Origin of the sequence: Sulfitobacter noctilucicola, from assembly GCF_000622385.1 — a bacterium.
In the GTDB taxonomy this organism is placed as follows: Bacteria; Pseudomonadota; Alphaproteobacteria; order Rhodobacterales; family Rhodobacteraceae; genus Sulfitobacter; species Sulfitobacter noctilucicola.
Genome location: NZ_JASD01000008.1, coordinates 1,633,079 through 1,656,202, shown reverse-complemented (window position 1 = coordinate 1,656,202; position 23,124 = coordinate 1,633,079). Strand labels below are relative to the sequence as shown.

Annotated in this window: 22 protein-coding genes; 9 read left to right on the top strand and 13 right to left on the bottom strand. The window is 56.4% G+C overall.

Annotated features, from left to right (window positions below; all coding sequences use genetic code 11):
- Positions 1-10: 10 nt before the first annotated feature.
- From Z946_RS0111795 to Z946_RS0111770, 6 genes are all read right to left on the bottom strand, one after another.
- Positions 11-1,018, bottom strand: a complete 1,008-nt coding sequence (locus Z946_RS0111795; RefSeq protein WP_025055939.1) for an NADPH:quinone reductase — start codon at positions 1,016-1,018, stop codon at positions 11-13.
- The gene (locus tag Z946_RS0111790; protein ID WP_152540574.1) at positions 1,018-2,001 is read right to left on the bottom strand and encodes an ABC transporter ATP-binding protein; all 984 of its coding nucleotides are present in this window, start codon (positions 1,999-2,001) and stop codon (positions 1,018-1,020) included. The genes Z946_RS0111795 and Z946_RS0111790 overlap by 1 nt, the downstream gene beginning before the upstream one ends.
- A complete protein-coding gene (locus Z946_RS0111785) occupies positions 1,998-3,017 on the bottom strand; it encodes an ABC transporter ATP-binding protein (RefSeq protein ID WP_025055937.1) in 1,020 nt (339 codons plus the stop codon). The genes Z946_RS0111790 and Z946_RS0111785 overlap by 4 nt, the downstream gene beginning before the upstream one ends.
- 1 nt (position 3,018) lies before the next feature.
- A complete protein-coding gene (locus Z946_RS0111780; RefSeq protein ID WP_025055936.1) occupies positions 3,019-3,912 on the bottom strand; it encodes an ABC transporter permease in 894 nt (297 codons plus the stop codon).
- On the bottom strand, positions 3,905-4,882 hold the full coding sequence (locus Z946_RS0111775; protein WP_025043382.1) for an ABC transporter permease: 978 nt from the start codon (positions 4,880-4,882) through the stop codon (positions 3,905-3,907). The genes Z946_RS0111780 and Z946_RS0111775 overlap by 8 nt, the downstream gene beginning before the upstream one ends.
- An 81-nt stretch (positions 4,883-4,963) precedes the next feature.
- Positions 4,964-6,619, bottom strand: a complete 1,656-nt coding sequence (locus tag Z946_RS0111770; RefSeq protein WP_025055935.1) for an ABC transporter substrate-binding protein — start codon at positions 6,617-6,619, stop codon at positions 4,964-4,966.
- Between the two features lie 237 nt (positions 6,620-6,856).
- Between Z946_RS0111770 and Z946_RS0111765 the strand changes: the two genes are divergently transcribed.
- Both Z946_RS0111765 and Z946_RS0111760 read left to right on the top strand, forming a co-directional pair.
- A complete protein-coding gene (locus Z946_RS0111765; RefSeq protein ID WP_025055934.1) occupies positions 6,857-7,645 on the top strand; it encodes an IclR family transcriptional regulator in 789 nt (262 codons plus the stop codon).
- Positions 7,646-7,758: 113 nt separating this feature from the next.
- Positions 7,759-9,489 (top strand): M28 family peptidase, encoded by a 1,731-nt coding sequence (locus Z946_RS0111760; protein ID WP_025055933.1) that lies wholly within the window; start codon positions 7,759-7,761, stop codon positions 9,487-9,489.
- Positions 9,490-9,569: 80 nt separating this feature from the next.
- Here Z946_RS0111760 and Z946_RS0111755 read toward each other — a convergent pair whose 3' ends face one another.
- A complete protein-coding gene (locus tag Z946_RS0111755; RefSeq protein ID WP_025055932.1) occupies positions 9,570-10,442 on the bottom strand; it encodes an NAD(P)-dependent oxidoreductase in 873 nt (290 codons plus the stop codon).
- 391 nt (positions 10,443-10,833) lie between these two features.
- Between Z946_RS0111755 and Z946_RS0111750 the strand changes: the two genes are divergently transcribed.
- On the top strand, positions 10,834-11,502 hold the full coding sequence (locus tag Z946_RS0111750; RefSeq protein ID WP_025055931.1) for an NAD(P)/FAD-dependent oxidoreductase: 669 nt from the start codon (positions 10,834-10,836) through the stop codon (positions 11,500-11,502).
- Positions 11,503-11,650: 148 nt separating this feature from the next.
- On the opposite strand, the gene Z946_RS0111745 is transcribed toward Z946_RS0111750, so the two are convergent.
- Complete coding sequence (locus tag Z946_RS0111745; protein ID WP_025055930.1) at positions 11,651-12,064, bottom strand: universal stress protein; 414 nt, start codon at positions 12,062-12,064, stop codon at positions 11,651-11,653.
- Between the two features lie 290 nt (positions 12,065-12,354).
- Here Z946_RS0111745 and Z946_RS0111740 point away from each other — a divergent pair, with 290 nt between their 5' ends.
- Positions 12,355-12,843 (top strand): peptidase associated/transthyretin-like domain-containing protein, encoded by a 489-nt coding sequence (locus Z946_RS0111740; protein WP_025055929.1) that lies wholly within the window; start codon positions 12,355-12,357, stop codon positions 12,841-12,843.
- Between the two features lie 5 nt (positions 12,844-12,848).
- Positions 12,849-13,451, top strand: a complete 603-nt coding sequence (locus tag Z946_RS20665) for a ferric reductase-like transmembrane domain-containing protein (protein ID WP_052836096.1) — start codon at positions 12,849-12,851, stop codon at positions 13,449-13,451.
- A gap of 64 nt (positions 13,452-13,515) precedes the next feature.
- Here the strand turns inward: Z946_RS20665 and Z946_RS0111730 are convergent, their stop codons facing one another.
- From Z946_RS0111730 to dctP, 5 genes are all read right to left on the bottom strand, one after another.
- Positions 13,516-14,289 (bottom strand): L-iditol 2-dehydrogenase, encoded by a 774-nt coding sequence (locus Z946_RS0111730; RefSeq protein ID WP_025055928.1) that lies wholly within the window; start codon positions 14,287-14,289, stop codon positions 13,516-13,518.
- A gap of 185 nt (positions 14,290-14,474) precedes the next feature.
- Positions 14,475-15,713, bottom strand: a complete 1,239-nt coding sequence (locus Z946_RS0111725; protein ID WP_025055927.1) for a malonyl-CoA decarboxylase — start codon at positions 15,711-15,713, stop codon at positions 14,475-14,477.
- On the bottom strand, positions 15,710-17,026 hold the full coding sequence (locus Z946_RS0111720) for a TRAP transporter large permease (RefSeq protein WP_025055926.1): 1,317 nt from the start codon (positions 17,024-17,026) through the stop codon (positions 15,710-15,712). The genes Z946_RS0111725 and Z946_RS0111720 overlap by 4 nt, the downstream gene beginning before the upstream one ends.
- Positions 17,026-17,574 (bottom strand): TRAP transporter small permease, encoded by a 549-nt coding sequence (locus Z946_RS0111715; RefSeq protein ID WP_025055925.1) that lies wholly within the window; start codon positions 17,572-17,574, stop codon positions 17,026-17,028. The genes Z946_RS0111720 and Z946_RS0111715 overlap by 1 nt, the downstream gene beginning before the upstream one ends.
- Positions 17,575-17,646: 72 nt before the next feature.
- Entirely contained in the window at positions 17,647-18,633 is a 987-nt protein-coding gene (gene dctP / locus Z946_RS0111710; RefSeq protein ID WP_025055924.1) for a TRAP transporter substrate-binding protein DctP, read from the bottom strand.
- A gap of 140 nt (positions 18,634-18,773) precedes the next feature.
- Here dctP and Z946_RS0111705 point away from each other — a divergent pair, with 140 nt between their 5' ends.
- The 4 genes from Z946_RS0111705 to Z946_RS0111690 all read left to right on the top strand — a co-directional run bounded on the left by Z946_RS0111705 (position 18,774) and on the right by Z946_RS0111690 (position 23,075).
- Complete coding sequence (locus Z946_RS0111705) at positions 18,774-19,421, top strand: GntR family transcriptional regulator (RefSeq protein WP_025055923.1); 648 nt, start codon at positions 18,774-18,776, stop codon at positions 19,419-19,421.
- 245 nt (positions 19,422-19,666) lie between these two features.
- Complete coding sequence (locus Z946_RS0111700) at positions 19,667-20,986, top strand: ABC transporter substrate-binding protein (protein WP_025055922.1); 1,320 nt, start codon at positions 19,667-19,669, stop codon at positions 20,984-20,986.
- 93 nt (positions 20,987-21,079) lie between these two features.
- Positions 21,080-22,027 (top strand): carbohydrate ABC transporter permease, encoded by a 948-nt coding sequence (locus Z946_RS0111695; RefSeq protein WP_025055921.1) that lies wholly within the window; start codon positions 21,080-21,082, stop codon positions 22,025-22,027.
- Between the two features lie 112 nt (positions 22,028-22,139).
- Positions 22,140-23,075 (top strand): carbohydrate ABC transporter permease, encoded by a 936-nt coding sequence (locus Z946_RS0111690; protein WP_025055920.1) that lies wholly within the window; start codon positions 22,140-22,142, stop codon positions 23,073-23,075.
- Positions 23,076-23,124: the final 49 nt, after the last annotated feature.

Genomic DNA, 23,124 nt, shown 5'->3' with positions numbered 1-23,124 from the left:
CATCAGCTCCTTAGTCGTTCGCTGCGAGGGTGAGTACCGTCTGGCCAAACGCGCCGCTGTGCATGTTTTCATGCGCCTGCGCGATATCGGTCAGAGGGAATGATGCGCCGATGGCGGGGCGCAAGGCACCTGCATCGGACAGTTCAGTAAGCATTGCGTTCGCGGCCTTACGTTGATCGGCTGTCAGGCGGAAACCCTGCACAAAGCGGATCACCGCGCCCAGATCGGCCAGCTTGTAATAGGGTAGTGTCGGTGTGGGATCAGACGAGCAGGAGTAAGACGCGATGGTCCCATGCACGGCAAGACAAGCGATGTCGGTTTCCAGATTGGCGGCTAGATCGACCTCGATAACGCGATCAACACCTGTGCCGCTTGTCAATTCATGCACATGGGCAGCGACGTCTTCGGTGTGCCGGTTGATGGTCGGAACCCGCGCGATCTTGCCCACGTGTTGCGCCCTCGTATCAGAGCTGACAACCGCAATGACATCGGCATTATGGTGCAGGGCGACCTGCAAAGCCATATGGCCCACAGCGCCAGCAGCCCCCTGGATCAAAAGTGTTTTACCATCGACCGGCCCATCTGCGAGCACCAAAAGCCATGCGGTCAGGCCCGGAACGCCAAGGCAAGCACCTTCTTCGAAGCTCAGTTTGTCAGACAGCCGCACCGCCTGTTCCGATGGCAATGCAATCAGTTCAGCGGCGGTGCCATAGGCGCGTCCCGCTTCGCCGTATCCGCCCTGTGCGTTCCACAGCCAGACCCGTTCACCGATCCGGTCTTCGGATACACCTTCACCAGTTTCCACGATCACGCCTGCCCCGTCGCAATGCGGGATCACCAGCGGATGGGCCATCTGCATCCCATTCCATCCGGCGCGCCGTTTCACGTCTGCGGGGTTAATGCCCGACGCATGGATGCGTACCACCACCTCTCCGGAGGCGGGTTTCGGATCGGGCATATCAATGACCGACAAAACCTCAGCCGCTGGACCGGTCCGGGAATAGGTGGCGGCACGCATCACGAACGCTCGTCAAACAGATGGCAGGCCACATCGCGGTTGCCCACTTTCTGCGGCAACGGAATGTCGGTGGCACAACGACCAAAAGCTTTGGGACAGCGATCGCGGAAAACGCAGCCCGATGGCGGATTGCGCGGATCGGGTGCACCGCGCCCGATGGGAAGAGGATCATGGCTTTGATCTGCTTTGGGGGTTGGCACGGCAGCGACCAGCGCTTGCGTATAGGGGTGCAGCGGGTCGCGTACGATCTCTTCGGTCGGGCCGTCCTCCATGATGCGGCCCAGATACATGACGATGGTGCGTTCACACACGTAGCGCACAAGCGCCAGATCATGGCTGATGTAGATCGCAGTCAGCCCCAGCTTGTCGCGGACCTCGCGGAAAACGTTCAACACACCGGCACGGACAGAAACGTCGAGCATCGAAACCGGCTCGTCCGCGACCACAAAGTCGGGTTCAAGGATCAGGGCGCGGGCCATCACCACACGCTGCAACTGACCGCCCGACAACTGGTGCGGATAGCGGTCCAGATATTGCTCGGGCTCGGCAAGGCGGACAAGTTCCAGCGCCTTGATGATGCGGCTGTCCCATTCCGTTTTGGGGATACCCGCGTTGCCTAACGGCTCTGCCATCGTTTTCTTGATGGAATAACGGGGGTTTACCGCGTCAAAGGGGTTCTGGAATATCATCTGGCTGCGCGACCGGAACTTGCGCAGTTCAGTTCCCTTTAGCTGCGCAATTTCTGCCCCGTCAAAACGGGCCGACCCGCCTGTGACGTCCTCCAGTTTGACCAAAAGACGCCCCATCGACGTTTTCCCGCATCCGCTTTCGCCAAGCAGACCGACACTTTCGCCTTTGTTCAGCGTGAAAGTAATTCCGTCGACCGCTTTGACGACCGAAGGCAACCCCAACATCGCAGACGCGGCCGAGCCGACCTTGTAATGCAATTGCGCGTTTTCGACCTCGACAAGTGGCGTGCTCATGCCATCTCTCCCCATGTCTCGGGTTGGGCTGCCTGCGCACGCAACTGCGCCGCTTCGTGCGCGCGGTGACAGGCGACCGAATGGCCCTCTGCCTGCTTTTCCAGAACGGGTGACACTGCACGGCAGTGATCGGTGGCAAAGGGGCAGCGCGCCGCAAAACGGCAACCGCTTGGCGGGGTGGCAAGGTCCGGCGGCGCGCCACTGATCGGGGTCAGCGTGCCCGAACCCGCGCTTGCAATATCGGGGAAGGCGTTCTTCAGACCCATGGTGTAAGGATGCAGCGGTTCGGATAGCAGCGTCGCGGTATCGCAATCCTCGACCACCTCGCCTGCGTACATCACCACCGTGCGGTCACAGATATAGGCGACGACAGAAATGTCATGCGTTACCATAATGATAGAAATGCCAAGCTCGCGTTGCAGATCGCGCATCTGGTCCAGAATTTGGCGTTGAACGATCACATCCAATGCCGTCACCGGTTCATCCGCCACGATCAGCTTGGGGTTCAATGCGAGCGCCAAGGCAATCGCGACCCTCTGGCGCATGCCGCCGGAAAACTGGTGTGGATAGTCACGCAGACGGTTCGCCTCAATCCCGACCATTTCGAACAGTTCTTCCGCACGCACCTTGGCTTGAGCACGGGTCATGCCGCCCCTGCCCCGCAGCACTTCATTCAACTGGTATTCAACGCGGTACACCGGATCGAGCGAGTTCATTGCCGATTGCGGCACAAATGCAATGTCACGCCAGCGCAGGGCGTTCATCGCTTTCTCCGGTAGCTTGGCGAGGTCTTGCCCGTCAAACATCATGCTGCCTTCGGTGATCTTGGCGTTGTCGGAAATGATGCGGGTAAAGGCGCGCGCCATCGTGGTCTTGCCACAGCCGCTTTCGCCTACGAGCCCGACGATTGACCCCTTTGGCACATCAAAGGACGCGCGTGACACGGCGACGATATCAAGACCCGGCACCTCATAGGCGATAGACAGATCTTTGACGGTAAGAAGGTGGTCAGTCATATCAACGGCCCAACTTTGGAAACAGAAGGTTTTCGTAACCGCGCGAGATGAAGAACCCCGCAGAAACGACCAGAATGATTGCTAGGCCCGGAGGGATGAACCAATGATAGGCTTGGCGGCTCAGTGCCTGACTGGCAAAGGCATCCTGCAACATGAAGCCCCAACTGATGCTGTCAGGATCACCGAACCCCAGAAAGCTGATGGAGGCTTCGGTCAGGATGGCCCAGCCGATGGCAATGGACCCGTAAAGAAGCGACAGCGGGACGATATTGGGCGCGATGTGGCGTGTGATGATCTTGAAATCGGAAGAGCCTGACACCCGCGCCGCTTCTACATAGCCGCGAGAGCGTAGGGTCAGCACTTGCGAACGGATCACGCGCGCTGTGTCACGCCACAGGACCAGCGCCATAGCGATGACCGTGTTCCAGATTGAGGGTTCGAGAAAGGCCGAGATCACAATCACAAACGGCAGGAACGGAATACCAAAGGCCACATCGGCCAGCCGCATCAGGACGGTATCAATCCAGCCCCCGAAATAACCGGACATCAGGCCGACAATGGTGCCGATGAACGCGACCATAAACGCCGCCGTCAAACCAACCAGCAGGGCCGACCGTGCGCCATAGACGATCTGCGAAAAGATATCGCGGCCAAGGCTGGTGGTGCCCAGAATATGGCCCTCCTGCCCCGGCAGGAAATCAGACGCGAGGTTGTAATCTTCCGAATACAAAATCTCGGTCGGATCATAGGGGGCCAGCACCGGCGCAAAGATCGCGGTCAGGACAAACAGCAGATAGATCACCAGACCCGCAACGGCAAAGTTGTCGCCAACCGGCAGGTTCAGCATGTTGAACATGCGGCGGATCGGTCCTTGGGAAGCGATAGCCTCAGGCATGGGAAATCCTTGGGTCGAGGAAGGTGTAAAGAAGGTCGGCAATCAGGTTCATCAGGATTACGACAACAGCGATCATCAAGAACGCCCCCTGCGCCAGTGGATAGTCGGAAGCTGAAACCGCCGAGACAAGTTCACGTCCCAATCCCGGCCAGGAGAACACGCTTTCGACCACCACGTTGCCTTGCAATTGATAACCGACAGAGATTGCGAACGACGTCATCACCGGCAGCAAAGCGTTACGTGCGCCGTGTTTGATGACAATAGTATAGGGTGACAGGCCTTTGACCTTGGCCATGGTGACGAAGTCTTCTTTCATCACGTCCAGCATGTTCGACCGCATCAGCAGCAACGGCAAACCCTGGGAATATATTGCCAGCGTCAGCATCGGCAGCGCGAGGTGGGACAGAAAATCAGCCGAGGTATAGAGCGCCCAAAGGCTGTCGTATTCGGTGCCAGCGGACCGCGTTCCCCCCGCAGGGAATATGCCCAGCGAAAAGGAAAAGACCGCCAGCAACACCATACCCAGCCAGAACTCCGGCATCGCGCGGGTGGCAAGGACAATGGGCAAAGCCACAGCTTCGGCGCGGCTGGCGCGGCGCCATGCAAGCCACGCACCCGCGAGAATACCAAAGATGTAGGCAATGATGAGCGAGGAAAACGTCAGGATCAGCGTGTTCGGAAGCAGCAGCCAGATGCGTTCGGAAACCGGCGTGCGGTAGCGGAATGAATATCCCAGCTCGCCCTGCAACAGATTGCCGAGGTAGGTGAAATACTGCGACAGCAGTGGTTCATCCAGACCGAATTGGCGGATCAACTGCTCTTGCTGTTCAAGGGTGAAAGACGGGTCGATGTAGGCCGCGAGCGGGTTGCCCGGCATCAAGCGGAACATCAGAAACAGGATTGTCACAACTGCCCAAAGGACCAGCATTAACTGTAAGGTGCGCGATAGAACGGGTTTGAGCGTACTCATGAGAACCTGCTGCCAGTTTTGGGTGAAAGGGGGAGGAGAGAGCGGCACAGACGCGCCGCCCCCGTTTTGATCGGGCCGTCGTTAGTCGGCCAGTGTCTCTTTTACGCCATCAGGATAGGCCAGACTGTCACCATCCATTGTGTAGCCTGCTTCTTCCAGCATCGCTTTCGCGACGTCAGACCCCGCCTTGAAGTTGTCGACAACATCTTTGGCGTGCCAGAATTCAAGCGCCGGTGAAACAACCGAGTTTGATGCCACCGCAAAGCCTTTGAAAGCAGCGTTTACGATCAGGCGGCGATCAACGGCAGAGGACAGCGCCGAGCGGAAGGCCGGATCATCGAACGGCGGGCGGCGGTTGTTAAAGGCCAGATACCGGAAACCGATGTCGACGGTTGATACGACTTCCAGATCACCATCCGCTTCTGCGGCATCAACCAGAACTTGCGGGTCACCGGAGAAATCGGTCAGGAAGTTCACCTCACCTGAACGCAACATGCCCAAAGATGCTTCGGCGTTCGGCACAAAACGCAGGATCCAGCGCTCGGCCTTTGGTGCGTTGAAGTGATCGGTGTTTGCACTCAGAACGATCTCTTCGTTGGTGATCCAGCGGTCAAACTTGTAAGGGCCTGAACCGATGGGCATCTCTTCCTGATAGCTCTCTGCGTTTTCCTCTTTGGTCGACAGGTCGGCAAGGATCGGCTCCCACACGTGCTTGGGGATCAGGTTGATCTTGGCAAGGCTGGAGATGATGAAAGACGCAGACGGGTTCTCAAGCGTGAAGACCACGACATTGTCGCCCTCGATTGCGATATCGCTGATGCCCTTGCCGAACGGCGAATACATCGGCGCTTCACCACCAACCGTTGTCTCAAACGAAAACTTGACGTCTTCGGCGGTCAGGGGTTCACCGTCATGCCACTTCATATCATCGCGCAGGGTCACGGCGATGGTCTTGTCGTCGCGCCATTCATAGCTGGTCGCGGCCCATTCTGTGGGCAAGCCGTCCGGCCCAACGCGGAACAGGCGGTCATACAGCAGCTCGGTAATCCAGCTGTCGGTCACCCCGGAGATATAAAGCGGGTTTACCGCAATCACGTTATCGGCGGAATTGGCAATGATGTCTTTCTGGTCGCCCTTGGGGGCCAGCGACAACCACGTCCATGTGTTACGGATACCGATGCCCGACTGATTTACAACCGATGCTGCATCCCAGATTGTGTTGTCAAAGGCAAAGGCCTGCTCGGGGTGCACCAGCATCATGTTGGGCTGGTCTTTGGCCAGAATTTCCTGCGCCTGACGGACAAGCGCCTGACGCTCTGTCGGGTCAATCGTCACACGCTGCTTTTCAACCAGCGCATCATATTCGGGGTTGTTGTATCCGATGAAGTTATAACCGGATTCCGCCGTGGTGGAGTGGAAAAGGTTATAGATAATCTCGTCGGGATCGGAGCGTTCGGGCCGGCCGGTCATCTGCCACGCCGTCACGTCCCAGTCTTCGCGGTTGTACCAAACCTCGGATGACATCTGCTCCCACGGCATGACGTCAACTTCTACGTCCAGACCCAGTTTGCGCCATTCCTGTGCAATAAGTTGAACGGCCTGAAATTCCGCCGGTTGCGCCGCCTGCGGGCGCGAAAGCAAATGGATCGTGCGGATTTTGTCCTGCGCCCATGTCGGTCCGGCAAGCATCGCCATGCTCATCAGCGACGTAGACGCCAGCTTTAATAGTGTGTTCACAATATCTCTCCTGTTGTCGTCGACCCATCGGGCCAGTCAGCATGCAAATGTTACGGAACAACGCGACCAAACGTGCGGCCAAACTTCTCTTCCGTACATTCTTTCGCCGGGCAGTCCGGCGTTATTCTTGGTATTGACGGACAGCCTCTAGTGTTTTACTCAGTGAGACAGAACGAAATTACTTTATTCAGTAAAACACGAATGTTGAAAAAGACAATACACTTTTTTGGAGCAACCATGACAAACGATGCTGTACCCCCCCCTGCCCAACGAAAATCGTATAAAATTGAGGCAGTGGGTCGCGCGCTGAATGTTCTCGAGGCTCTGGCCGAAAAACCCGGCCTTGGCGTGACCGCACTGGCCAATGAAATGGGGCTAACGAAATCTATCGTTTTCAGACTGTTACAGACACTCGAAGAAGCAGGTTATGTGCACCGCGACGCAGAACGGGCCACCTTTTCACTGGGCTACCGCGTTGCCCTGTTGGGCGAACGCGTGGGCCGCGATGGGGCTTTGCTGCATGTCGCCCCGCAAATCATGGACGAGTTGCGTGATGAAACTGGCGAAAACGTCAATCTGGTCATCCGCGAAGGGAATTATGCGCTGGCCCTGGCGACTCGCGAAGGGCTGCACGCGATCCGTATGTTCGCGCAAACAGGGCGCAAGGGGCCATTGCATGCAGGCGGCGGCTCAATGTTGTTGCTCGCCTATGCTGAACCCTCCATTCTAGACCGCGTCCTCACGTCCGAAATGCCCAGCTACACGAATCATACAATCACAGACCCCGAACAGCTCAGCAAAATCCTGCACCGGATTCGTGCAAACGGGTACAACGTGGCGCTGAACGATCTGGATGATGGCGCATTTTCGATCGCTGCCCCGATCTTTAACGCATCGGGTGAAGTGGTGGCCGCCCTTTCAATCGCCGGTGCCGCCGTGCGCCTCGATGAGCAAAGACGCGAAGTCTATATCGAAGCGGTGAAGGCTGCGGCCGACAAAATCTCCGCAAAGCTCACCCTCGGCTGAAAATCCAAACACCGCGCCTTCGGGCAATCGCGCCGCTTGCCCGACTCAAACCTCTCTGCTAGCGTTTTATCAAATGCAACATCGTTTCATTGAGCAAAACACAGGAGAGAGAAATGAACCAAACAGAAAAAGACCTGCTTGAACAGGTGACAATCGATGCGCCGTGGGCCTTGGTCGAGAGCTTTGCGACGTTCAAGCGCGAGCATCCCGATGACGTCAATCGCGGAATGGATGAAGTTGTCGACACACTTCGCGGTCATGGTGTCGAGGTTCAGGTGCACGAGCCGGAGCTCTATCTCAGTCTGCCCGGTCAGGCGCGTGTCGAAGCGGATGGCACAACGTTCCGCGCCAAGCCTCCTGCCTATGCTGTGAACACACCAAACGGACTAAGCGGCCCGCTGGTCTATATCCCCGGCACCACCAACATGGACGAAGAAGACGCGTTCGAAAGCCAGTTGGAAGCCTCTGCCGAGATGGAAGCGAAGGTGCGCGGCAAGATCGTGCTGACCGAAGGTTTCGCCAGCCCCGCGATCATTTCGTTGATGGACACATGCGGTGCCATCGGTGTGATTGCGATCAATCCCGGCGTCGATATCCACTGGGGTATCTGCACGACCATCTGGGGCACGCCCGGCACGGATGATCTGCCGAACAAACCAACTATTCCCGCTGCCGCGGTCAATTTCGAAAGCGGTCAGGCCTTGCGTGCAATTGCCGAAGCCGGTGGTGAAGCCACGATCTTTACCGAGATGGAAGAAGGCTGGTTCACCTCAAAACTGCCTGAAATCACGATCCCGGGCACTGAAGAGCCAGAGAAATACGTGCTGTTGCACGGCCACCTTGACAGCTGGGATGTGGGTGTCGGCGATAACGCAACCGGTGACGCCAGCATGCTGGAAATCGCCCGTGTATTGTGGGCCAACAAGGACAAGCTGCGTCGCACGGTCAAAATCGTCTGGTGGCCCGGCCACTCCACCGGCCGTTACGCGGGATCCACATGGTATTCCGACACCTTCGCGCTGGATCTGGACGCCAACTGCGTGGCGCAGGTGAACTGTGACAGCCCCGGCTGTCGCTGGGCCACGGAATTTCTGAATGTATCTGTCATGTCAGAGAACCACGACTATCTGGCACAGGTGATTAAGGACGTTTGCGGCAAGGAATTGCACTCCGAACGCCCCCACCGCGCAGGCGACTATTCTTTCAACAACATCGGTTTGTCCGGTTATCTCATGCTGTCCTCTGCCATGACAGACGCACACCGCGAAGAACTGGGATATTACGCTGTTGGCGGCTGCGGCATGAACATTGCATGGCACACCGAGAACGACACGCTTGAGATCGCTGACAAGGATATTCTGTTACGCGACATCAAGGTGTACCTGCTCGCCGTCTTCCGCAACGCAAACGCTGCGGTCTTGCCGCAGGACTGGCGCGCGACGGCCCTCGAATTTCAGGACACGCTGGCGACCTATCAATCCGAAGCTGGCGATGCGTTCGACCTTTCAGACGCCAAAGCAGCAAGCGACAGTTTGTTGAGCAAGCTTAACGCGTTCTACGATGGTGTCGCCGATGGGTCCGTCAGTGAGGCGCGGGCGAATATCGTGATCCAAGACCTCGCTCGCATTCTGGTGCCGCTTAACTTCAACCGCTCGGACCGGTTCCGCCATGACCCTGCGCTGACCATCCCGCCCCTGCCCGCCTTGGATCAGGCCAGCAAAATCGCCGCGACGCCGGCAGATTTGCAGGGGTTCGGACGCACACAACTGGTGCGTGGGCAGAACCACGTGATCGCAGGCATGCGGTCCGCTGAAACCCTGATCGAACGCGTCGCCGGGGTTTGATGAAATCAGGCAAAGCGCGGCGGGTCATACCCCGCGCTTTGCCTTACCAATCGCCTTGTCGATAGACCCGCAGTAAGGGTCTATCCGTCAGATTTACGAAACGAGGTTTTCAAAAGCCGCTCGAAAACCCGGATCATCGCCCCCTTATCGCTTTCACCATACCCTTCTGCCAAAGCATGCTGATACGTCGCTGTTGCCGCTGCCAGAACTGGAGCGGGGAAACTGTTGTTCGCCATAATTTCTGACCCTGATACCAGATCCTTGTACGCTGCCTGCATCGGATAACCCTGATCAAATATGCCTTCCAGAATATTAGGCAGGAAGAATTCGCTCGCATAGCTGCGGCCGGTGCCAGTGTTGACAATGTCCGTGATCTGCTCGGGTTTCAGACCGAGTCTGGTAGAGACAGGCATAATCTCGGCCAAGGCCGCCATGTTGATGTCGAACAGCAACTGATTGATCAGTTTGGCAAGTTGCCCTGTCCCCACTGGCCCCACGTGCAGCACCTTCGAGGCCATCGCAGACAGGCTGTCTTTGTGCGCGGCCACAAGCGCCGGATCGCCGCCGATCATCATGGTCAAGGTTCCGTCCTCCGCACGTTTTTGCATGCCTGATACCGGCGCGTCCAAAAAATGGATGCCGCGCTGCGCGAGCCTTTCAGAGATATTACAGGCTGCGGTATGGGAGGTCGTAGAGGTGTCAAAGACGACGGCTCCTTCGGCGAGACCAGCAACAAGGTTTTTTTCTCCGAACAGTGCATCTTCAACGACCTTTCCATTCGGCAGGCAGGTGACCATCACCTCATGATCTTTGAGAGCGCGCGGATCTTTAACGACATTCAAATCCGTGGTCACGTCATTCCTTGCGTCATAGGCAACCACGTCGACGACGGAAGATAATCGCTGCGCCATAGGAAGCCCCATCTGCCCTAATCCGACAAATACCCAACTCATCTGCTCACCCTCTATTTCAGTTCCAAACGCTCGCTGATTGCGCGCCTGTTCTCACACCAGTCGCTATGTACTTTGTCTGGATCGGCGCAAATGCACAAACCACAAAGAAGAAGACCGATAAGTACTGTCCTGCCTATTTTCAGTGGCGGCTTTCACGAAAGTCACGGTGCAGAGGCATCTCAATTTCAACCCCATGTTGAAAAGAATCGTAGGTCTAACCGGTCGGGTTATCGTTTGATGACCGAAGTAACGCTTAAAAGATGCGCTGAGTATCGGCACCGCAGGACCAATTCCGGGCCTGCGCGGATGTATTTTGTCAGTAGCGTGACCGGCCCGCGCAAGATGCCCTTCGCTGCTGTCATGCACTAATATCACATTCAGGAAGGCGTTAGTGGCGGCAGGGCCGGAGCCGGGTTATGCCGTCTGGAGTTACAACGCCGAAAAGAAAATCGAGATCCTGAATTGCCGCTACATTTGCCTTGCGACGCCTGCTGATGATGCGCTGCGTTTGATGGTTGGCACCGCTGAACTCGAGGCAGAATCGCCAACACCCAGCCTGCCGCGTGAGGCTTCAAATATCATGTCACAGATCAAATACGAGACGGCAGTCAGCGTCGCGCATACAGACTCGCGGCTGCTCCCGGTCAACCGCAATATGTGGTGCACGTATAACATCGTCGTGCACGATCCGTGTTCTGTCGCGCTGAAACCCTATGTCATCAACTACGTGGCCAACCGCCATCAAAACGACGGCGCGAACGAAGAGTTCAACAAATTTGGCTCGCCCGAGTTCTTTCTGTCTGTGAACCCGCATATGCCGGTGATCGACAAACATATCCTCAAGGACGAAAACGGCGAACCTGCGGTCGCCAACCTCAAGCATTTCGTCTTTGATTTCGATTGCATGCAAGCACAGGCGGATATCGCAGGGCCGCAACAGCATCTATTATGCCAGTGGATGGACCGCAGGTTCCGGTTTGCATACCGAATATTGGCAGCAGGGCGTGGATGTGGCGAGAATGATGATGAAGGCAGTTATGTCGGGCGAAGAGGTGGTTGAGGAACAGGCCCAGTCACGGGCAGAGTTCATCACGTCACGTCTGATTGCCGCTGGCGCACACGCGTGACCATAGGAAACGAAGGGCGCCAGCGCACAGTGGTCGCAGGCGTCCGAACCTTTATCAATACGACATCAAACCGAGTCTAAGTCAGTCCGGGTGGCGATGCACATGGACTGCGCAATGAGCATGGCGCACGACATGACCCGCAGTTGAGCCAAGGAAGTAGTCTCGCAAGCCCGGCTTGTGAGAGCCCATCACAATGCAATCAATGTCGTGCTTCTTGGCATATTCCAGGACGGTCCGGCCCGAGTGACCGGACACCATCACAGTGGTGGCTTCTGGCACTATCGACGCTTTTTCCACCAACACCGCTTTTGCGGAATCGAACCCGGCCTTGACCGCTTTCTTGTCCAGATAGGCGCTCACGGTTCCGTGCAACTCTTCATGGACGTGGAGTGCGATGATCTCCCCTCCTGCCGAACACAGTGCCTTTGCGATCTCAAGCGTCTGAGAGGAGACCCCGTGAGTCAAAGCCATCGGTACCAGAATTTTTGAGTACATCTTGCGTTCCTTCGTGCAGTTTTTACGTCCAGTGCGTGTAAGCTTAGCACGAATTTCCGTTTCAGTACCGTTTGTCAGTGAATTTGCGAGAAACGGTCCTGTGACGGCCATTGGCGCGTGCGGAGAAATTGTACATGAGGTCGGAATACGGCATATCGTATGGTTCACGAAGGCGTGAATATGGTTGGTGACACCCTGCACGTATTCTAGTTTCAAACCAAGCGGTAAGATGGCGGAGCGAGATCAGTACCCAGTGTTTAGAGTTCCGATATTCTGAGGGGAGATTTCATATGACTTTACTTTCTTTTACGCGGCGCAGCGTGCTGACAGCCACAGGTGCGGCAGCGGTTTCAGGCCTGTCTGGTTTGTGGACTTCGGCAAACGCGTCGGGCCTGCGTGCGACACCCAGCATGCGCGGTGGTGCGAATAATTACCGCCCCGGTGCACCCGTTGTCGAAAAGATCGGCGGCGGTGGTTTCTGGATGACAGGTTCTGTGCGCCGCGCCGGTGATGGCGCACCGCTGGCCGGACAGCGCATCCAGATTTGGGCACATACAACCGAAGGCCACGAGCGCGACCCGCAAAGCCACGGTGCCACATTGACGGATGAGGACGGGCTATTCCAGCTGGAAATGCCGCAAATTGTTCCCGCTTTTGGGCAAGCCCATGGGCATCTGGCCTATGATGATGACGCCTTTGAAGCCGTATTCCTGCGACCGGTCATGGCACGCTCGAGCGACACAACGTTGCATGCGGATTTCGTTCTGCAACCGGTCTGACGGCAATGAAACAGCGACAGGTTTGGCGCGGCAGCGGTGTTTTCTTTTGGATCGCGGCAATCCTCGCAGTCCTTGCACCCCTAATCGCTGCGGCCTTCAGTCCGCTGCTCGCATTTCGTGACCCCGTATATATCGTGGGCGGGTTTGCAGGCATCTTCGGGCTTGGGTTACTGCTTATCCAGCCGCTGCTCTCGGGTGATTATCTGCACGGCATTACGCCGCCTCGAGCGCGGAGGGTGCACCGATGGTCGGGCACAGCGCTTGTCGCTGCGGTGATCGTGCACGTAGCAGCCCTCTGGATCACCAGCCCCCCTGACATGGTCGATGCACTGACTTTCACATCACCGACCCCCTTTTCCGTCTGGGGTGTGATTGCCATGTGGACCATTTTTGCAACTTTTTTGCTGGTCCTCACCCGCCGTCGGCTCAAGCTGCCCCCCAACCGCTGGCGCGCAATGCATACCGCCCTTGCAGCTGTCATTGTTGGCGGGACCGTAGCCCATGCTTTGCTGATCGAGGGGTCCATGGAAAGCATGACCAAAGCGGCGCTTTGTCTGGCGGTTGTTTTGGTGACGCTGAAAGTCATTTTAGACAAAAGGGTCTGGTAGCGCAGGATCGTGTGAAAGGGTCACTTCATCTAAATTGTGCCCGGAGTTGCCCTTACTACCCCCGTCAACTCATCCACTGCCCGCCATCGACGTTGTATGTTTGAGATACAATGTAGTCTGATTCCGGCGACGCCAGAAACACGGCCATACCTGTGAGGTCTTCTGGTACTGCGAAACGGCCTGCTGGCACTCCCGCCGCGACTTCTGCTTTCTTCTGGCCGGGTTGCTTGTTTTCCAGCTTGGCAAACATCGCGTCCACATGTTCCCAATGGGCTCCGTCAACGACACCCGGCGCAATGGCGTTTACGTTGATGCCGTGTCGGATCAGGTTCAGACCGGCAGATTGGGTCATCGAGATCACCGCCGCCTTGGTGGAGCAATAGACAAGCACAAGGCTTTCTCCACGCCTGCCCGCCTGAGATGCCATGTTGATAATCTTACCGCCATGGCCTTGGGCGATCATTTGCTTTGCGGCAGCTTGCAGCGTGAACAGGGTGCCAGCGACATTCACAGCATAAAGCCTGTCGTAGCTTTCGCGTGTGATATCGACGGTCTCTGCGGCGTCGAATAGTGCGGCGTTGTTGATGATGATATCGAGCTTTCCGGTTTCGGCCACCACTTGAGCAACAGCCGCATCAATGCTGTCCTGTTTTGTCACATCAAGATGAACCGCATAAGCACCGTCGCCCAGCGCCGTTGCTGTTTCCTGTGCTGCCTGAAGGTTGATATCGGCAACCGCTACGCGAGCGCCTTCAGCGATGTAGCGTTCTGCAAAAGCGGTACCGATGCCCCGCGCAGCTCCGGTGATCAGTGCAGATTTTCCATCCAGACGTTTCATTGGTCGCAATCTCCCTGCAAATTCGTGCCTGTGTATTCCTTGATGGATCTATATCTAGGAAACCACGGCAGATATCGTCAAAGCGCCGCAGCGCCGTCTCTGTCGGACATGTATTATCCTCTAGTAGACGTCAGTCAACGCCATGAGCGGCAGCGCAGTGGGCTTCTTCGCCACAAACGGACTATTCAGCGTGCCGGACGGACGGTTTCGCTTAATGCGCGAACCTCATCTGAGGCAATGACCGTTTTCTCGCCCACAAATTTTTCGTGGTTCGCAGTGATCTGGTCCAGATCGTAAAGATAATTCACCATGGCACCGCCTGATTGCTGCATCCCGTTGTCGGACAGGTCAGCCTGCGCATGGACAGCGTGCACGATCGCTCCGTTGCCCAGGTGGAAACGCGCAACCGGATCTGCCGGCATCCCATCGCTGCGCTTTGCTTCAAGCAGATAATGCGCCGCGATGGCTTGGTGATCCGCGTCAAGCGCTACGCCCTCTTCCAAATGGCTCAACCATTTTTTCAGGCCCGGGATCGGCGACAAGGTTACAAAGTTCGCGATCTCTGGCAGATCGCGGGCGAGGTCTGCCGCCACCTGTTTGATCAAAGAGTTTCCAAATGAAATACCTGCCAGACCAGCCTGACAGTTCGAGATAGAATAAAAGACAGCAGTGTCCGCCTCCTCAGCCTTTATCGGATCGCGCGCGTCTGCCAGCAAATGCTGGATAGAGTTCGGGATACCGCACGTCAGCGCCACTTCGACAAAAATCAACGGCTCGTCCGGCATCGCAAGATGAAAAAAGCCGAAGCAGCGCCGGTCCTCCGGCTGTAACCGGCGGCGCAGGTCTTCCCAGCTGTCGATGGCATGCACGGCCTCATATGCGATAATCTTTTCAAGAATATCGGCAGGGCTGGACCAGTTGATCGGCCGCATCACAAGGAACCCGCGGTTGAACCAAGAGGCAAAGAGATGTTGAAAATCAACATCCAGTGGTGCCAGTTCAGGGTAGTCCGGCAACAACCCCAAAAGGTCGCGCCGCATCGTAACAAGCCGCGCCGTGGCGCCGGGCACCTGATTTAATCTTCTGATAAGTTCCTGTCTTTTCGGCTCACACGCGCTGGCAAAAGCGCGGTAGCTCTTCTTTGAGGGGGTGTCCCGATAGGTGGCGACCGTCTCTGTTACGCGCTCGAAATCGATGTTCAGATCATGCACCATGAAGCCGAAAAAGGCGCGCTGTTCCGACGCATTCATTGCAGCATATTGATCAAGGATCAGGCGCGCGAGCGTGCCGCCCGAGACTTCGCCATGGGTGCCCAGCAACTCCGCTGCAAGCGCCTGCGTAGAGCGCCCTTGCGCATCATCTTCACTTGCCCCCCGATAGCGGCGCTCAAACACAGTCGAGATCAGACCGCCAAAGAAGCTCACAGCCCGGCTCCCATCACTGCATCGGGGAGCCATGTCGCAAGACCCGGAAAGAGACACAACAGAACAATCGCCAGCACCATGCACCCCACAAAAGGCAGCGAGCCTGTCAGAATGGTCTTGAGCGATATGTCAGGTGCGATCCCGTTGATCACATAAAGGTTTAACCCCACGGGCGGCGAGATAAGCCCGATTTCCATATTGATCGTCAGGACAACCGCAAACCAGATCGGATCAAAACCGGCCGTCGTGATAATCGGCAGGAGGATCGGTGCCGCCATCAGGATCACCGCGACAGGGGGCAGGAAGAATCCTGCGATCAATAGAAAGACGTTCACCGCTCCCATCAATACCCAAGGGTTTACATCCAGTGTGCCGATCCAGTTTGCAATCGACTGCGTGATATAAAGGCTCGATAGCATATAGGAAAACACGCCCGCCGCGGCGATGATAAACAAGATCATCACGCTTTCTTTGGTACTGTCACGCAGCACCACCCAAAGATCGCGCGGATTCCAGAGCTTGTAGATCACCATGGCAATCAGCAGACACAAGAGCGCGCCAACCGCTGCGGTTTCTGACGGTGTAGCGACACCGCCGTACATCGCATAGAGCACACCGATGATAATGAAGAGGAAGGGCAGGACACGTGGCAGAATCTCGAACTTTTCTTTCCATGTGTAGCTGGTGGAGTTGAGCAATCTCTGATCGCCGGAACGCCAAGTGGCATACAACGACCATGCCATGAAGAGCGCGACCAGCATCAGGCCCGGAATGACGCCCGCCAAAAACAGGCGACCGATCGAAGTTTCGGTTGCGATGCCGTAGACGATCATCGTCACTGAGGGCGGAATCAAAATGCCCAAGGTGCCCCCCGCCGCAATGGAGCCGGCAGCAACGCCATCCGGATAGCCGCGCTTGCGCATCTCGGGGATACCCATTTTGCCGATGGCCGCACAGGTTGCAGGACTTGAACCGGACATAGCCGCAAAAAGCGCACAAGCGCCAAGGTTGGAAATAACTAATCCACCCGGCACACGCGTCAGCCAGCGTTCAAGCGCTTCATATAGGTCAGCACCCGCGCGGGTCGAAGCAATGGATGACCCCATGATAATGAACATAGGGATCGAAAGCAGCGCGAAGTTGTCAAGCTTGCCAAAAAGGATCTCGGGCAACAACTCAAGAGAGCGCATACCGTCAAAGACCAACAGGAAGCCGGTAGAGACAATAAGCAGTCCAAGCGCCACTGAGACACCGGAGAACAAAACCGCGATGGTGCACAACGCAACGACACCGCCAAGCGTGATCGGATCCATCAGTTATCCTCCAGCCCGAATGGTTTTTCGACTTTCAGCAAGATCGCGACAAGGTCGGCGACCAATTGCAAAAGAAAGAGCGCAAATCCAATCGGAAGCGCCGCATAAGGGATCCAGAGGCGGACACCCCATACCGTGTCGGATTTCCAATTCCGTGCCCAAGTCAGGTGCCAGAATTCGTAAGAGTACCACAGCATGATCGCCACCATGATGATCGACAGCGACAGCGTGAACATCGCAAGTGCAAACCGTGCGCGGGTGCCCAGCCAAAGCGGTATCAGGTCTACATTTACATGACCGCGCAGACGCTGCACATAGGGTAGCCCGATCAGTGTGGCACCGATGGCAAGATAGATCACCGCTTCGGTCTGCCACACGGTCGAGCCGTTCAGCACGAACCGGATGAAGATCATCTGGCAAGTGATCGCAACAGCCGCGACAATCATCGCAGCAGAGCACCAGCCCGCAAGTGTAGAAAGAGCCGCAACAAGACGCAGGAACGGATTACCACCCGTTTGCGCCATGCCGGCAGAGCTGTGGCCCGCCATCGTATTTCCTCGTCTTAAAGGTCAGTCAGAAAAAAGGCCGCTGGCGTGCAGCGGCCTCTGTATCGCTCAAGATCACTCGACAGCAAGCGCCATGTCCAGCAGTGCCTGACCATCTGGCACTTCTTCAACGAATGCCTTGTAGGACGTCTCTTGCGCCAGTGCGCGCCATGCTTCGAAATCCTCCGCGGACATTTGTGCGATTTCTACGCCGGCATCACGAAACACCTGCTCTGATGCGGCGTCCTGCTTTTTTGCCTCTTCCAGATAGAAGGCTTCGGCTTTGGCAGATGCATCCAGCAGTGCCTGCTGCTGCTCTGCAGTCAGGCCGTCAAACTTGGCTTTGTTCATCAGAAGTGGCTGGTACATGAACCACAGCGCAACATCGCCAGCGGGCGTGTAGCAGCTGACCTGCTCATAAATCCGGTAAGAGACGAACGAAGACGACGAGGTATTTGCCGCGGTCAGAACACCGGTCTGCATGGCATTGTAGATTTCGGAGGACGCCATTGACGCAATGGACGCCCCTGCCCCGGCCAGCATTTGTTCAAAGGCTTTGCCCGCAGCGCGGGTTTGCAGACCCTCAACGTCGGCAGGTGCCGTGATGCATTTGTCCTTGCCGACGAAACCGCCAGCCAGATACCCGTGCACCAGAACCATCACATCATCTTCGGCCATCTTCTCTTCGAGAGCAGCCATGAACGGCGAAGCGCTGAGCCGTGCGGCGTGATCGTGGTTTTTCACCATGCCGGGCATCAATGTGAGGTTATAGGCAGGTTGCTGGCCGCCTGCGTAGCTCAGCGGCAGGACGGTCATGTCGAGCTGACCACGGCTCAGCGGGCGATACTGCTCGCGCGGTTTGAATAGCGATTTCGAGCCAAAAATCTGGATATCCAACCCGACATCCGCCGCCGCAACTTCGTCTGCCACGATCTGCGCGACCTGGTGGCGCACATCTTTGTTGGACCACTGGTGCGACAGGCGCAACGTTTCGGCAGATGCTGCCGTGCCAAGTGCAAGACAGGCCAATGCGGCGGCTGTTGTAATATGTTTAAATTTCATTTGTTCCTCCCAGAGTGTGATCGGAGTGCAAAGCTCCAATTCAATCAGGAATGGTTTCCACAGGTTGCATGCCAAGTCAATTTTATTGCATACAAGAATTCACGATTTGCATTATTCAGCCTGTTTCCGGACCAACACCTATGGATATCCGACGCGCCGACAAGATTGCCGAAACGCTCGAACATCTCGTGTTTTCAGGGGTGTACCAGAATGGTGAGCGCTTGGACGAGCTTAAGCTCGCAGAGAAATTCAAGGTATCGCGAACACCTATCAGAGAAGCGTTGCAGGTATTGGTTTCTGCCGGCATGGCCGAGCAGATCCCCCGTCGCGGCGTTTTTGTGCGCCAGCCCGGCCCCGTTGAACTCATGGAGATGTTCGAGATGATGGCGGAGCTTGAGGCGGCCTGCGGCAGGCTTGCAGCCACGCGGATCACTGACAGCGGGCTGAACGATCTGGTCAAAGCCAACGAGAACTGCAAAAGCGCCCTCGCCGATCGGGCCTATGACGCATACTACGCAGAAAACGAGAAGTTCCATCAAATTATCTATCGTGGGTCGGCGAATAGCTATCTGGAAAAGCAGACCATACAGCTGCAGAACAAGTTGAAGGCATACCGGAAAATGCAGCTTCGGTTTCGCGGTCGTCTGGACCAGTCCATGGCTGAACATGTAGAGATTGTAGCCGCATTACAGGACGGCGATCCGGCCCGCGCATCACTGGCACTGCATAGCCACGTCGGTGTTCAGGGTGAAAAATTCAGGCAACTGATTGCGAGTCTCAACAGCTGAAAATCGCAAGGATTACCGGCGGGTTGATGGCTTTTCGAGACCAGATGTTGGTGCGGACCAAATCTTTATCCACTGAAAAATGTCAATTATTGGGACGTTAAAACAATCCCTTAAGCTAAATCCATACTGGAAATGAGGTGCGCACCTCAAAGATTTGTAGACATGAGGTACGCACCTCAAATAGCGTTACCCCACTGCACGACGATTCGGCTGGAGGGCCGTTTTCACACTGGGAGGGAAAATCTATGAATAATTATAAACTGGCCTCGGCCAGCGCGCTGAGCATTGCTGTCGCCTCAATGGCGAGTACGGCCCAAGCCGAAGATCTGACACTCTGCTGGGCCGCCTGGGACCCCGCAAACGCACTTGTTGAACTGAGCAAGGAATTCGAAACACAATCCGGCCACAGCATGAGCTTTGAGTTCATTCCATGGCCTAACTTCGCCGACCGGATGCTGAACGAGCTGAACTCGGGCGGCAAACTCTGCGACTTGCTCATCGGTGACAGCCAGTGGATCGGTGGCGGTGCGGAAAACGGTCACTACGTCAAATTGAATGACTTCTTCGACGCCGAAAGCATCTCGATGTCCGACTTCGCGGATGCCACGGTGTACGCCTACTCCACATGGCCCAAGGGCACGCCAAACTACTACGCCCTGCCTGCAATGGGTGACGCAAATGGCTGGTTCTACCGCAAAGACTGGTTTGCCCGCGACGACATCAAGGCCGCGTTCAAAGAAGCGACAGGTCGCGATCTGGCAGAGCCAAAATCGCAAAAAGAGTTGCTTGAAATCGCCCAGTTCTTTCAAGGCCGCGAGATTGACGGCAAGACTGTTTATGGTGCGTCCATCTTTACCGAGCGTGGGTCCGAAGGGATCACAATGGGCGTGACGTCTGCTCTCTACCCCTGGGGTTTCAAATACGAAAACACACCGGGTGAATATGACATGGACGGCGCGGTGAATTCGCCCGAAGCGGTTGAAGCGCTGGAGTTCTACAAGGAGTTCTATGAGACCGCGACACCTCCGGGCTATACCAACAGCTACATGGGTGAATCCCTCGACGCATTTAAATCCGGTCAGGTCGCTATGGCGATGAACTGGTTCGCGTTCTTTCCCGGCCTCTATGCCGATCCGAACACCGGTGGTGACAAGATCGACTTCTTTGTGAATCCGCCACAAAACAACGCGGGTTCCACTTTGGGCGGACAGGGCATCTCTGTCGTTGCCTATTCTGACAAACAGGACGCAGCTCTTGAGTACATCAAGTGGTTTGCGCAGCCTGATGTTCAGTCCAAATGGTGGGATCTGGGCGGCTACTCCGCACATAACTCTGTGCTGAACGACCCCGGCTTCAAAGACAGCGCACCGTTCGCCGGTGACTTCCTTGAAGCGATGGGTTCCGTGCAGGATTTCTGGCAGGAGCCGGCCTATGCCGAACTGCTGCTGGCGATGCAAAAGCGGATGCACGACTATGTTGTGGCCGATCAGGGCACCGCGCAAGAAGCGCTCGACAAACTGGTCGAGGACTGGACCGAAGTCTTCGAGGACGAAGGCAAACTCTAAACCAAATGTGCGGCGGGGACATCCCCGCCCACCATCCCCTATCTTCGGTAAGGCGGCATTCATCCCGCCCTGCCTCAGGAAAGTTGCGCCTCGATGTCAGACACCCCTGCCACTATTGCCGCCAACGCCACGCCCCCGCGCATGGCCCGCAAGATCAAAGGCTTAAGCGACCGCGCCATCGCGTGGATTTTTGTGGGGCCGACGATCTTTCTGCTGCTGGCGATCAACATTTTCCCACTGATCTGGACGATCAGGCTCAGCTTTACGAACTTCAAAGCCAACCGCATCAACCGCGAACCAGAATGGGTGGGCCTGCGCAACTACGAGCGTATCCTGACCGACACCGACATCTGGCTAAATATGCAAGCCACGGCGCATTTCCTTTTCTGGACGATCTTCTTTCAGGTGCTTATTGGCTTCACACTGGCTTATCTGATTAACAAAAAATTCAAAGGCAACGACCTGTGGACGACGATCATCGTGCTGCCCATGATGCTCAGCCCGGCGGTGGTCGGCAACTTCTGGAAATTCCTCTACCAGCCCCAGATTGGCCTGTTCAATTACATCATCGCGTTCTTCACCGGCAAGGACCCATCCAGTTTCGAGATGCTAGGCTCGGTCAACCTTGCGCCATGGTCGATTGTGATCGTCGACACATGGATGTGGACACCTTTCGTGATGCTGATCTGTCTGGCCGGTCTGCGCTCCATTCCCGACTACATCTACGAGGCCGCAGAGGTCGACCGCGCCTCCAAGCTACGCCAGTTCTTCACCATCACCATCCCGATGGTGCTGCCTTTCCTGATGCTGGCCGTTCTGTTCCGCGGGATCGAGAATTTCAAAATGTTCGATTTGGTCGTCCAACTCACGGGCGGCGGTCCCGGCTCCACCACTGAACTCACCTCGATCAACCTCAAACGCGAAGCCTTCGAGAAGTGGCGCACCGGTTACGCGTCGGCCTACGCAATCATCCTCTTCGTCACCGTCTTTGGCCTTGCCAGCATCTACGTCAAGGCCCTCAACAAGGTGAAAGAACGATGACCCCCGCCGCACGCCCCGTCATCTTTTCTCTGGAAACATCCTCGGGGGGAGGCGCCAGCCGGGGGGCAGACAGCCCCCCTAATCCCTCGCCCCACAAAACAGGTGCCCGACCATGAGCTTCTCCGTTACAGAACCCTCAAAACGCTCCAAATGGTTTGCGGGCACGATGGTCGTCATCTACGCGCTCGTCACCATGCTGCCACTGGTCTGGATCATGATGACCGGTTTCAAATCCCCGTCCGATGCCATCAGCTACCCGCCCAAAGTGGTGTTTGAGCCTACGCTGGAAGGCTATGTAAACCTGTTCACCACACGCACCCGCCAGACCGATGAATTTCTCGCCGCGAACCCGCCCGAGACTTGGTACGAAGAAATTGTGCGCCAATATGACATGGTCATCGCAGGCCCGTCGAAATTCGGTGAACGTTTCCTCAACTCCGTTATCATCGGCTTCGGCTCAACCTTCCTGAGCATCTTTCTCGGCACCCTCGCGGCCTATGCTTTCTCAAGGTTCAAGATTCCCTTGGCGGACGATCTGCTGTTCTTTATCCTCTCTACCCGCATGATGCCGCCGATTGCCGTCGCCATCCCGATCTTCCTCATGTACCGTCAGCTTGGTCTCTCGGACACACACCTTGGCATGATCCTCCTTTATACCGGCGTAAACATCTCGCTTGCAGTCTGGCTGCTCAAAGGTTTCATCGACGAGATCCCCTTAGAATACGAAGAGGCGGCGTTGATCGACGGCTACACCCGCTTTCAGGCATTCTACAAAGTTGTCCTGCCCCAGGCCGCTACCGGCATTGCCTCGACCGCGATCTTCTGTCTGATCTTCGCATGGAATGAATACGCGTTCGCGGTCCTGCTGACATCCGGCACGGCACAAACCGCGCCTCCCTTCATTCCCACCATCATCGGTGTCGGCGGCCTCGACTGGCCCGCCGTTGCGGCGGGGGCGACGATCTTCCTGCTCCCCGTCATGATATTCACTATCCTTTTGCGCAAACACCTTCTGCGCGGGATCACATTCGGAGCGGTCCGGAAATGAACTGTCACCGGAAATGCCCCGCCCCTACGACTTGCGTCCTCGAACTAAA

What these genes read in the sequence shown, in the direction of transcription:
- Z946_RS0111795 (WP_025055939.1), bottom strand. Translation starts at nt 1,018, where the DNA reads ATGCGTGCCGCCACCTATTCCCGGACCGGTCCAGCGGCTGAGGTTTTG.
- Z946_RS0111790 (WP_152540574.1), bottom strand. Translation starts at nt 2,001, where the DNA reads ATGAGCACGCCACTTGTCGAGGTCGAAAACGCGCAATTGCATTACAAG.
- Z946_RS0111785 (WP_025055937.1), bottom strand. Translation starts at nt 3,017, where the DNA reads ATGACTGACCACCTTCTTACCGTCAAAGATCTGTCTATCGCCTATGAG.
- Z946_RS0111780 (WP_025055936.1), bottom strand. Translation starts at nt 3,912, where the DNA reads ATGCCTGAGGCTATCGCTTCCCAAGGACCGATCCGCCGCATGTTCAAC.
- Z946_RS0111775 (WP_025043382.1), bottom strand. Translation starts at nt 4,882, where the DNA reads ATGAGTACGCTCAAACCCGTTCTATCGCGCACCTTACAGTTAATGCTG.
- Z946_RS0111765 (WP_025055934.1), top strand. Translation starts at nt 6,857, where the DNA reads ATGACAAACGATGCTGTACCCCCCCCTGCCCAACGAAAATCGTATAAA.
- Z946_RS0111760 (WP_025055933.1), top strand. Translation starts at nt 7,759, where the DNA reads ATGAACCAAACAGAAAAAGACCTGCTTGAACAGGTGACAATCGATGCG.
- Z946_RS0111755 (WP_025055932.1), bottom strand. Translation starts at nt 10,442, where the DNA reads ATGAGTTGGGTATTTGTCGGATTAGGGCAGATGGGGCTTCCTATGGCG.
- Z946_RS0111745 (WP_025055930.1), bottom strand. Translation starts at nt 12,064, where the DNA reads ATGTACTCAAAAATTCTGGTACCGATGGCTTTGACTCACGGGGTCTCC.
- Z946_RS0111740 (WP_025055929.1), top strand. Translation starts at nt 12,355, where the DNA reads ATGACTTTACTTTCTTTTACGCGGCGCAGCGTGCTGACAGCCACAGGT.
- Z946_RS20665 (WP_052836096.1), top strand. Translation starts at nt 12,849, where the DNA reads ATGAAACAGCGACAGGTTTGGCGCGGCAGCGGTGTTTTCTTTTGGATC.
- Z946_RS0111730 (WP_025055928.1), bottom strand. Translation starts at nt 14,289, where the DNA reads ATGAAACGTCTGGATGGAAAATCTGCACTGATCACCGGAGCTGCGCGG.
- Z946_RS0111720 (WP_025055926.1), bottom strand. Translation starts at nt 17,026, where the DNA reads ATGGATCCGATCACGCTTGGCGGTGTCGTTGCGTTGTGCACCATCGCG.
- Z946_RS0111715 (WP_025055925.1), bottom strand. Translation starts at nt 17,574, where the DNA reads ATGGCGGGCCACAGCTCTGCCGGCATGGCGCAAACGGGTGGTAATCCG.
- dctP (WP_025055924.1), bottom strand. Translation starts at nt 18,633, where the DNA reads ATGAAATTTAAACATATTACAACAGCCGCCGCATTGGCCTGTCTTGCA.
- Z946_RS0111705 (WP_025055923.1), top strand. Translation starts at nt 18,774, where the DNA reads ATGGATATCCGACGCGCCGACAAGATTGCCGAAACGCTCGAACATCTC.
- Z946_RS0111700 (WP_025055922.1), top strand. Translation starts at nt 19,667, where the DNA reads ATGAATAATTATAAACTGGCCTCGGCCAGCGCGCTGAGCATTGCTGTC.
- Z946_RS0111695 (WP_025055921.1), top strand. Translation starts at nt 21,080, where the DNA reads ATGTCAGACACCCCTGCCACTATTGCCGCCAACGCCACGCCCCCGCGC.
- Z946_RS0111690 (WP_025055920.1), top strand. Translation starts at nt 22,140, where the DNA reads ATGAGCTTCTCCGTTACAGAACCCTCAAAACGCTCCAAATGGTTTGCG.